The organism is Alcanivorax sp. HI0044 (assembly GCF_001634945.1).
Map to the genome: position 1 here is coordinate 1 of NZ_LWEZ01000707.1, position 327 is coordinate 327.

Genomic DNA, 327 nt, shown 5'->3' on the forward strand with positions numbered 1-327 from the left:
CGGCAACTGCTGGGACAATGCTTGTGCCGAGAGTGTCTTTGCCTTGCTAAAAAAGGAGTGGACTCGCCCTCTTGGAGAGATAGGCCGAGACGAAATGGCGAGCGAAGTTCGTTACTATACGGACCAGTACTATCCCAATGTGCGTCGGCACATGGCACTGGGAGGAGTTACCCCCAGTGCCTATGCTGCGACCGTTTAATCATTAGGTGTCTACTAAATCGGGGGCACTCCAAGCTGTCAACTATCAACTATCAACTGTCAACTATCAACTGTTAACTGAAAAAGTGACCAAATGCTTGGTGCCCAGGCGGACATGCAGGTTGTCGC

General features: G+C 51.1%; 1 protein-coding gene. It reads left to right on the top strand.

Going from position 1 to position 327, the window contains the following annotated elements; genetic code table 11:
• On the top strand, positions 1-199 hold a 199-nt coding region (locus tag A3730_RS08555; RefSeq protein WP_156501086.1), incomplete at its 5' end, for an integrase core domain-containing protein.
• Positions 200-327 lie beyond the last annotated feature (128 nt).